Source organism: Bradyrhizobium viridifuturi, from assembly GCF_001238275.1.
Taxonomy (GTDB): domain Bacteria; phylum Pseudomonadota; class Alphaproteobacteria; order Rhizobiales; family Xanthobacteraceae; genus Bradyrhizobium; species Bradyrhizobium viridifuturi.
Genome location: NZ_LGTB01000090.1, coordinates 1 through 9,217, shown reverse-complemented (window position 1 = coordinate 9,217; position 9,217 = coordinate 1). Strand labels below are relative to the sequence as shown.

At 64.6% G+C, this 9,217-nt stretch carries 8 protein-coding genes and 1 pseudogene; 5 read left to right on the top strand and 4 right to left on the bottom strand.

What is annotated here, in order from left to right; genetic code table 11:
- A pseudogene (locus ALC15_RS40365) lies at window positions 1–342 on the bottom strand (L,D-transpeptidase); the annotation flags it as partial.
- A gap of 328 nt (window positions 343–670) precedes the next feature.
- On the opposite strand from ALC15_RS40365, the gene ALC15_RS40360 reads away from it, so the two are divergent.
- Complete coding sequence (locus ALC15_RS40360) at window positions 671–1,516, top strand: hypothetical protein (protein ID WP_050632071.1); 846 nt, start codon at window positions 671–673, stop codon at window positions 1,514–1,516.
- Between the two features lie 10 nt (window positions 1,517–1,526).
- On the opposite strand, the gene sseA is transcribed toward ALC15_RS40360, so the two are convergent.
- The 3 genes from sseA to ALC15_RS40345 form a co-directional block, all read right to left on the bottom strand.
- Window positions 1,527–2,384 (bottom strand): 3-mercaptopyruvate sulfurtransferase, encoded by an 858-nt coding sequence (gene sseA, locus ALC15_RS40355; RefSeq protein ID WP_050632072.1) that lies wholly within the window; start codon window positions 2,382–2,384, stop codon window positions 1,527–1,529.
- A 145-nt stretch (window positions 2,385–2,529) separates the two neighbouring features.
- Entirely contained in the window at window positions 2,530–2,943 is a 414-nt protein-coding gene (locus tag ALC15_RS40350; protein ID WP_050632070.1) for a rhodanese-like domain-containing protein, read from the bottom strand.
- A 58-nt stretch (window positions 2,944–3,001) separates the two neighbouring features.
- Entirely contained in the window at window positions 3,002–4,177 is a 1,176-nt protein-coding gene (locus ALC15_RS40345; RefSeq protein ID WP_050632069.1) for a vWA domain-containing protein, read from the bottom strand.
- 182 nt (window positions 4,178–4,359) lie between these two features.
- Between ALC15_RS40345 and ALC15_RS40340 the strand changes: the two genes are divergently transcribed.
- From ALC15_RS40340 to ALC15_RS40325, 4 genes are all read left to right on the top strand, one after another.
- Window positions 4,360–6,258, top strand: coding sequence for a diguanylate cyclase (locus ALC15_RS40340; protein WP_244486489.1), 1,899 nt, complete (start codon window positions 4,360–4,362; stop codon window positions 6,256–6,258).
- Window positions 6,259–6,372: 114 nt separating this feature from the next.
- A complete protein-coding gene (locus ALC15_RS40335) occupies window positions 6,373–6,618 on the top strand; it encodes a GlsB/YeaQ/YmgE family stress response membrane protein (protein WP_050632067.1) in 246 nt (81 codons plus the stop codon).
- Window positions 6,619–6,711: 93 nt separating this feature from the next.
- Complete coding sequence (locus tag ALC15_RS40330) at window positions 6,712–7,554, top strand: AAA family ATPase (RefSeq protein ID WP_024580492.1); 843 nt, start codon at window positions 6,712–6,714, stop codon at window positions 7,552–7,554.
- Window positions 7,555–7,645: 91 nt separating this feature from the next.
- Complete coding sequence (locus tag ALC15_RS40325; protein WP_050632066.1) at window positions 7,646–9,148, top strand: flavin-containing monooxygenase; 1,503 nt, start codon at window positions 7,646–7,648, stop codon at window positions 9,146–9,148.
- Window positions 9,149–9,217: the final 69 nt, after the last annotated feature.

Here is a 9,217-nt window from a genome sequence, read left to right as displayed (position 1 = left end):
GTTCATCGGACGGCCGTAGCGCGGATCGTCCGGCGACATCACGGGACCAGTCGGCGCACCACGATCGGAATAGACGGGTGCATTCATCGGGCGGCCATAGCGCGGGTCGTCCGGCGACATCACCGGGCCGGGCGGCGGCAGCGCGGCCGAATTGCGCGGCGCATCGTCATCGTCGTTGATGGCGTCGAAATCCGGCATGTTGCCCTGCGAGTAGGGCTGCGGCGCGGCCGAATAGGCCGGGCCCTGGGGAGCCGGATAACCCTGCTGCGCACGCGCAAGCGAGGTTCCCGCCAGGCCGAGAGCCGTGGCAGCGCAAATCGTCAGAATGCGGTTGATCATCATTGCTCTATTATAGTCCCCAAGCCACACCGGACTGTTAACGGCCCAATGCAGGAAGATAGCGGCGCATTCAAGACAAATCCGCGAAATCCGGGCTATTTCGGGCATTTGTGATTTGCCGTCAACGCTGCGGCAAAGATGTCTCATGGGTCGGGATTGTTTGTCCACGTGCCCAAAGTCATCAATCACCCGCATTTTGTAACAAACAGTCTCCGAGGGTTGCGATATCTTCGAATCGGCCTGATTCGCGTTCGCGACACCGGCTTTCTTGTGTGGTCACCGCGTTCCCTCGACATCAGAGACCCTCCCGCAGAAGGGGGAACCCGCGCCCATGCTTCCCGGCCTTCGTTTCCTGTTCGCCGCGATCGTGCTGGCGATATCGCTCCTGGTGTTCGGATTAGGGGCCGCCGCGCTGTTTCGCGCGGCACATGAGGAATTCGCCAGCATTCCCGTCCGCCGCGCGCCGCCCGAACCGCAATTCGCACAGCAGCCGGAGGCTCCGCCGGTGCTCGCCATGGTGCGGGTCGATCAGCCCGCTGCGGACAAGGCGACGACGGATGTTTCCGCGCCCTCGACCACCGCCGAACCGGCAGTGTCCGAGCCGGCCGCTGCCGCGGAGGCTCCGCCTGCCGCCGAGCCGGAGAAGCTCGCCGCGGTCAAGACAGATGATGCGCCGCTGGCCGCCTCCCCCATGGCCGAATCTCAAGCCGTCGCGACGCCCGCAGCGGTGCAATCCACCGAGATCGTTCCGCAGCCTTCGACCCCGGATCCGTCGCCGGCATCGCAGCCGACACCGGCCGCGGCCGAAGTGGCACCGGCGGCTGCCGACCCCAAGGTCGCCGCTGTGGTTGATCCGCCCGCCGCAACCGGCGAGCCCGCGCCCGCAGCACCCGTACCAGCAATGGTTGTGCCGGAGCCCGCACCGCCGCCGTCACCCGAGACCATCGCGGCCGAGACGAAGATCGCCACGCTGGGCGGACCAGAAGTTGTCGTGGAGACGCCGGCAGCGCCGAAGGCCGCCGAGGCGAAGAAGCCGGAGCGCAGCGCGACCAGCAAGCCGGCGCATCGCAAGGAGCGGCGGCGGATTGTCCGCGCGCGGCCGGTGATCCGGCAGGCCGTTCAGCAGCAGCTCGATCCGTTCGGCAACCCGATCCCGGTGCCGCTGACGCGACGCTAGGAGATATTGATCAGGCTGGCCCCGTTGCGATCGGCGGGCCGCTCGCTTGCCCCCATTCCGACCACGAGCCGTCATAGAGCGCAGTGTCGGTGACGCCGATCCGGTAGAGCGCGAGCGTCAGCACGCCGGCCGAAACGCCCGAGCCGCAGCTCGTGACAACAGGCGCATCGAGCTTCACGCCCGCACCCGTGAACGACTTGCGCAGATCGTCGAGCGGCTTCATCTCGCCGGTCGCGGCATCGAACAATTGGTTGTAGGGCACGTTGCGCGCGCCCGGGATATGGCCGGCGCGGATGCCCGGCCGCGGCTCCGGCGCGCGGCCCTCGAAGCGATCGGCGGCGCGCGCATCGATCACCTGCTCCTTGCGGCTTTCGACATTGGCGATCATCTGCTCGATGCTGCGCACCCGCTTCGGATCGTAGCTCGCCTTGAACGTCGCAGGCTTCGGCTTCACCTCGCCGCTCTCGACCGCCCTGCCCTCGGCGCGCCACTTCTTCAGTCCGCCGTTGAGGATGCGCACGTTGCGATGACCATACGACAGGAACATCCACCAGGCGCGGGGTGCGGCGACCCAGCCGCCGGCATCATAGATCACGACGGTGTCGGCATTGCTGACGCCGAGCCCGCCGACGTCGCGGCCGAACTGCTCGGCGCTCGGAAACATATGCGGCAGCGGATTGGAATGATCGGACACCGCATCGACGTCGAAGAACACCGCGCCGGGCAGATGCGCGGCAAGGTAATCATCCTTCGGCAGCGGCAGCACGCCGGGCAGCTTGAAGGTCGCGTCGAGCAGCTTGACGTTGGCATCGCCGAGATGGGCGGCCAGCCATTCGGTCGAAACGAGCGGATCGTCGGTGGCGGTCATCATCATTCCTTCATGTCATTCCGGGGGACGCGCGAAGCGTGAGCCTCAGATGCGCAATTGCGCATCGGGGAAGCTCGCGAAGCAACCTCTGGATTCCAGGTTCGCGACTGCGTCGCGCCCCGGAATGACGACAGAGATACGATTGTCAGCTCTTCTTCTTCGGCTCCCACGCCTCGATCGGACCGCCGGCCTCGCGCCAGGCGGCAAAGCCGCCGCCCATATGCGCGACCGGCTTCAGGCCCATGTCCTTCGCGGTCTTGGCGGCGAGCGCCGAGCGCAGGCCGCCGGCGCAGTGGAAGATGAACTTCTTGTCTTCCTGGAAGATCGGCTTGGCATAGGGGCTGTTCGGATCGATCCAGAACTCCAGCATGCCGCGGGTGCAGGAAAACGCGCCCGGGATCTTGCCGTCGCGCTCGATCTCACGGGGATCGCGGATGTCGACGATGACGACGTCGTTCTTGCCGATCATCGTGATCGCGTCGGCCGCGCTGATGGTTTCGATCTCGGCATTGGCCTCGTCGATCATCACCTTGATGCCGCGGTGGATGTTCTGGGGCATGGGGCTCTCCCTGGATGTTGTTGTTGGCGCGCCTGTCGGCGCGCGACGCATGTAGCGTTTAGCGCACCAGCTCCCGCATCGCGTTCTCCAGGCCCTCGATCGTGATCGGATACATGCGCTCGGAGAACAGGCGGCGGATGATGGTGGTCGATTCCGAATAGTCCCAGTGCTTCTGCGCCACCGGGTTGAGCCACACCGCGTGCGGATAGGTGCGGGTGATGCGGTCGAGCCAGACCGAGCCGGCCTCTTCATTGACGTGCTCGACCGAGCCGCCGGGCACCATGATCTCGTAAGGGCTCATCGAGGCGTCGCCGACGAACACCACCTTGTAGTCGTGCGGGTACTTGTGCAGCACGTCCCAGGTCGGCGTGCGGTCGGTGAAGCGCCGCTTGTTCTGCTTCCATACGCCTTCATAAAGGCAGTTGTGGAAGTAGAAATATTCCATGTGCTTGAATTCGCTCTTGGCGGCCGAGAACAGTTCCTCGACCTGCTCGATATGCGAATCCATCGAGCCGCCGATATCGAAGAACACCAGCACCTTGACCGCGTTGCGCCGCTCGGGGCGCATATGCACATCGAGATAGCCGTGGTTGGCGGTCTCCTTGATCGTGGTGTCGAGGTCGAGCTCGTCGGGCGCGCCGGTGCGCGCGAACTTGCGCAGCCGCCGCAGCGCGACCTTGATGTTGCGGATGCCGAGCTCGACATTGCCGTCGAGATCCTTGAACTCGCGCTTGTCCCACACCTTCACGGCGCGGTTGTTGCGGTTCTTCTCCTGCCCGATCCGCACGCCCTCGGGATTGTAGCCGTGGGCGCCGAACGGCGAGGTGCCGGCGGTGCCGATCCACTTGCTGCCGCCCTGGTGGCGGCCTTTCTGTTCCTCGAGCCGCTTCTTCAGGGTCTCCATGAGCTTGTCCCAGCCCATGGCCTCGATCTGCTTCTTCTCTTCCTCGGTGAGATATTTCTCGGCGAGCTTCTTCAGCCACTCCTCGGGGATCTCCGCCTTGCCCATGGCGTCGAGCAGGCTCTCGAGCCCCTTGAAAACAGTGCCGAACACGCGGTCGAACTTGTCGAGATTGCGCTCGTCCTTCACCAGGGCGGCGCGCGACAAATAATAGAAGTTCTCGACCGTCTGTTCGGCGAGGTCGGCGTCGAGCGCTTCCATCAAGGTCAGATATTCCCGTAGCGTCACGGGGACCTGGGCGTCGCGCAGCGATGTGAAGAACTGAAGGAACATGGTTACTTAAATCGCCCGCCCTGCCGGTGCCGTCAAGGGCCCCTGCCCCGCCCGTTCCGGCGGATCAGCCATTCACTTTCACTTAACCACCCCGGCCGGCTTCGGCTCCCGGCGCCGAAACGCGGCGTTAAGATGGGGCGTTGATCACTGGAGGCGGCACGACGCCAGTGGACCCGATCGACTTGCCCAACAGCACCGCCAAGCTGCCGAAACTGTTCTCGCCGACGGCGATCGTCGCCGCCGTGGTGACGGCGATGAGCATATTCGTGCTGGGCCTGTTGATCTGGAAGGCGGTCGAGGCGCGCACCACGGCGCTGTCGCAGGGCGAACGCGACATCCGCAACCTCACCCATTCGCTGGCGGAGCACGCCTCGCATTCGGTCCAGGCGATCGACGTGGCGATGAACGCGATGGTCGACCTGCTGAAATACCAGAAGCCCCGCGTCGACCGCTTCAACGCCGCCCTGCGCAAGACCGCGGATGCGCTGCCGCAGATCAGGGAGATCGGCGTCATCGACCCCGACGGCAACCGGATCTACTCCTCGGCCGCGGAGCTGCCGGCCCACAACAACGCCGATCGCGGCTATTTCATCGGCCATCGCGACTCGCCGGACGCGACGCTGCATATCAGCGAGCCATTGCAGTCGCGGCTGACCGGGCAGCCCACCATCGTGCTGTCGCGGCGCGTCACCAGGGAAGACGGCAGCTTCGGCGGCGTGCTGTTCGCGACCATCGAAAGCAGCTTCTTCGACAAGTTCTACCAGGCCTTCGAATTCGGCCCGCATGCCGGAATTACCCTGCTCCGTCTCGACGGCATCGTTCTGGCGCATTGGCCGGCGGGCAAATGGAGCAAGGAGGTTTCCGCGGCCTTCAAGGCGCAGATCCAGCAGGACCGCGCGGGCTATACCAAGACCACATCGCCGTTCGACGGACGCGTCAAGTTTCTCGGCTTCGAGCGCGCGTCGCAGTATCCGATCGTGGTCACCGTCGCCCTGCCGGAAGCGCAGGTGCTCGCCGCCTGGCATCAGGATCTGCGCAACGACCTGTTCGTTGCCGTCGTCCTGATGGGAAGCGTCATCCTGTTCGCCATCCTGCTCGGCAAGGAGTTCGCCAAGCGGACCAAGGTCGCGCGGATGCTCAGGGAACGCGAGGCGCGCTACCGGCTGCTGGCCGACAACATCGCCGATGTCGTGATCCTGCTCGACCGCGACGGCCGTTTCCTGTTCGTATCGCAATCGGTCGAGACCATCCTCGGCCGCAAGCCGGACGATCTGATCGGCAAATCCTGTTTCGAGTTCGTGCATCCCGATCACCTCGCCGACGTCGCCAAGGCGACATCGGAGCTGACCAATTGGACCACCACCAAAACAGTCGAATTCAGGACCTTCCGCGCCGACGGCAGCGAGGTCTGGGTCGAGATCAATTTCAAGCTTGCCGGGCACGCCGAAGATCACCATGCCATCGAAGTGGTCGGCGTGCTGCGCGACGTGACCGAACGCCGCAAGATGGAGGACGAGCTCAACGCGCTGAACGTCCGCCTGTCCGAGCTTGCGACCACCGACGGCCTGACCGCGCTCGCCAACCGCCGCAGCTTCGACAGCGCGCTGCCGCGCGAGTTCCGCGACCGCGAGCTGATCTCCCTGATCATGCTCGATATCGACCACTTCAAGGGCTTCAACGACAGCCAGGGCCATCAGGCCGGCGACGAATGCCTGAAGCGCGTGGCCCGCGTGATCGCCGACGCCACCAGCAACACGACCGCGCTGGCGGCGCGCTATGGCGGTGAGGAATTCGCGATCATCCTGCCCGGCATCGGGGAGCAGGACGCGCTGAAGGTCGCCGAAGCGATGCGGCTCACGGTGCGATCGCTGGCGATCGCCAACCCGGCCGCGCGGCGCGGCGTGATCTCGATCAGCCTCGGCATCGCCGGCCGAACGGCTGCAACCGCGAACGAGAGCGAATTGCTCGGCCAGGCCGACCTCGCGCTCTACGAGGCAAAACGCAGGGGACGCGACCGCACGGTGCTGGCCTCGTCGCTCGCTGGTGACGATCATTCCGCAGGGCGGAAACAGTACGCCTGACATACTATGCGCCAATTGCCGTTCAGGGTACCGCTGCGCTGCGGAATCCGCCCTAGACCGCCCGGCTTTTTCAATTACAATTGCGCCTGACAAGACATTGGGCAGGACGTTTGAATGGGCATCATTGCGGCACTGGTGATCGGTGCGATTGCCGGCTGGCTCGCTGGACAAATCGTGCGCGGCGCGGGCTTCGGGCTGATCGGCAACATCGTCGTCGGCATCATCGGCGCGCTGGTGGCGGGCTGGCTGTTGCCGCAACTCGGCGTCAGCCTCGGCAGCGGCACGATCCGCGACATCGTCAACGCGACGATCGGCGCCGTGGTCGTGCTGGTGATCCTGTCGCTGATCAGGCGGGCCTGATCGAACAATTTGCATTTCCCACGACCGCTGCGAGAGCGGTCGTTTGATGTTGAGGCCGAACCGGCCAACGAACGAAGCAAGGCAAAGAGATAGATGAAATTCACGGGTACCAAGGACTACGTCGCCACCGATGACCTCAAGGTCGCCGTCAACGCCGCCATCGTGCTCGAGCGCCCGCTGCTGGTGAAGGGCGAGCCCGGCACCGGCAAGACCGTGCTGGCCGAGGAAGTCGCCAAGGCGATCGATGCGCCGCTTTTGACCTGGCACATCAAGTCGACCACCAAGGCGCAGCAGGGCCTCTACGAATACGACGCGGTGTCGCGGCTGCGCGACAGCCAACTCGGCGACGCCCGCGTCTCCGACATCAAGAACTACATCAAGCGCGGCAAGCTGTGGGAGGCCTTCACCCACGAGAAGCGCCCGGTGCTCCTGATCGACGAGATCGACAAGGCCGACATCGAATTCCCGAACGACCTGCTGCTCGAACTCGACCGCATGGAGTTCCACGTCTACGAGACCGGCGAGACCATCAAGGCGAAGCTGCGCCCGATCGTGATGATCACGTCGAACAACGAGAAGGAGCTGCCGGACGCCTTCCTGCGCCGCTGCTTCTTCCACTACATCAAGTTCCCCGATGCCGACACGATGGGCCGGATCGTCGACGTGCACTTCCCCGGCATCAAGAAGCGGCTGGTCGAAGAGGCGCTGCGGATCTTCTTCGAGGTGCGCGAGGTGCCGGGCCTGAAGAAGAAGCCCTCGACCTCCGAGCTGCTCGACTGGCTCAAGCTGCTGATGAACGAGGACATCACGCCCGAGATGCTGAGGGAGCGCGACCCGCGCAAGCTGATCCCGCCGCTGCACGGCGCGCTGCTCAAGAACGAGCAGGACGTGCATCTGTTCGAGCGGCTGGCGTTCCTCAGCCGCCGCGAAGTCTAGTTTCGATATCGGCGGACGCCGGGGCGATGGCTCCGGCGTTTTGCTTCCAGCGCCCAACGAACAAACCAACAAGCAAGAAGACCCAGGGAAGATGAACGTCCAGACCCAGATCCGCGCCGCCGAGCCCGTCACCACCGAGCATTTCGACGTCCTGATCGCAGGCGCCGGCATCTCCGGCGTCGGCGCCGCCTACCACCTCACCACGCAATCCCCGGGCACCAGCTTCGTGGTGCTGGAGACGCAGAAGACCTTCGGCGGCACCTGGTCCACCCATCGCTATCCCGGCATCCGCTCCGACAGCGACCTGCACACCTTCGGCTATCGCTTCAAGCCGTGGACCAGCGCGCCGATCGCAAGTGCCGAAGAGATCCTGAAATACATGGGCGAGGTGATCGAGGAGAACGATCTCGCCCGCCACATCCGTTATCGCCACACCATCACCGCAGCGAAGTGGTCGAACGAGACCAATCTGTGGACCGTCGATGCCACGCGCATCGACACCGGCGAGCGGCTGCGCTTCACCACCAACTTCTTCTGGATGTGCCAGGGCTACTACCGCCACGACGCCGGCTACACGCCCGAATGGACCGACATGGCGAAGTTCAAGGGCACGATCGTGCATCCGCAGACCTGGCCCGACGACCTCGACTACAAGGGCAAGCGGGTGATCGTGATCGGTTCCGGCGCCACCGCCGCAACCCTGATCCCGGCGATGGCCAATGATGCCGGCCACGTCACCATGCTGCAGCGGTCGCCGACCTATTTCCGCACCGGCCGCAACGCGATCGAGATCGCCGAGGAGCTGCGCAGGCTGCAGGTCGACGAGCATTGGATCCACGAGATCGTCAGGCGCAAGATCCTGTTCGAGCAGGACGCTTTCACCAAGCGGACCTTCGCCGATCCCGAGGGCGCTAAGAAGGATCTGCTGGCTGCGGTCGAGGCGGTTCTCGGCAAGGACTACGATATCGCCACGCACTTCACGCCGAGCTACCGGCCGTGGCGGCAGCGCATCGCCTTCGTTCCGGATGCCGACCTGTTCCAGGCCATCAAGAGCGGCAAGGCATCGGTCGTCACCGACGAGATCGACCGCTTCACCGAGAAGGGCATCCTGCTCAAGTCCGGCAAGGAGCTCGAGGCCGACATCATCATCACCGCGACCGGCTTCCACCTCTCCGCCAATGGCGGCATCGACTTCGAGATCGACGGCAAGCCGCTCGACTTCAAGGACACCGTGACCTATCGCGGCATGATGTTCACCGGCGTACCGAACCTCGTCTGGGTGTTCGGCTATTTCCGCGCCAGCTGGACCCTGCGCGTCGACCTCGTCGCCGACTTCGTCTGCCGCATGCTCAAGCACATGAAGGCGACCGGCGTGAGCAAGGTGACACCGGCACTGCGCCCCGAAGACCACAACATGCCGCTGCTGCCGTGGATCGATCCGGAGAACTTCAATCCCGGCTACATGATGCGCGGCATGCACCTGCTGCCGAAGCGCGGCGACAAGCCGGAGTGGCAGCACAACCAGGACTACTGGGCCGAGAAGGACGAATTCCCGGCCATCGACCTCAAGGACAAGGCGTTCGTCTACGGGTGAGCGCTTTCTCTTCTCCTTCTCCCCGCTTGCGGGGAGAAGGTCGGGATGAGGGGGACTCTCCACGAGTTC

What these genes read in the sequence shown, in the direction of transcription:
- ALC15_RS40360 (WP_050632071.1), top strand. Translation starts at nt 671, where the DNA reads ATGCTTCCCGGCCTTCGTTTCCTGTTCGCCGCGATCGTGCTGGCGATA.
- sseA (WP_050632072.1), bottom strand. Translation starts at nt 2,384, where the DNA reads ATGACCGCCACCGACGATCCGCTCGTTTCGACCGAATGGCTGGCCGCC.
- ALC15_RS40350 (WP_050632070.1), bottom strand. Translation starts at nt 2,943, where the DNA reads ATGCCCCAGAACATCCACCGCGGCATCAAGGTGATGATCGACGAGGCC.
- ALC15_RS40345 (WP_050632069.1), bottom strand. Translation starts at nt 4,177, where the DNA reads ATGTTCCTTCAGTTCTTCACATCGCTGCGCGACGCCCAGGTCCCCGTG.
- ALC15_RS40335 (WP_050632067.1), top strand. Translation starts at nt 6,373, where the DNA reads ATGGGCATCATTGCGGCACTGGTGATCGGTGCGATTGCCGGCTGGCTC.
- ALC15_RS40330 (WP_024580492.1), top strand. Translation starts at nt 6,712, where the DNA reads ATGAAATTCACGGGTACCAAGGACTACGTCGCCACCGATGACCTCAAG.
- ALC15_RS40325 (WP_050632066.1), top strand. Translation starts at nt 7,646, where the DNA reads ATGAACGTCCAGACCCAGATCCGCGCCGCCGAGCCCGTCACCACCGAG.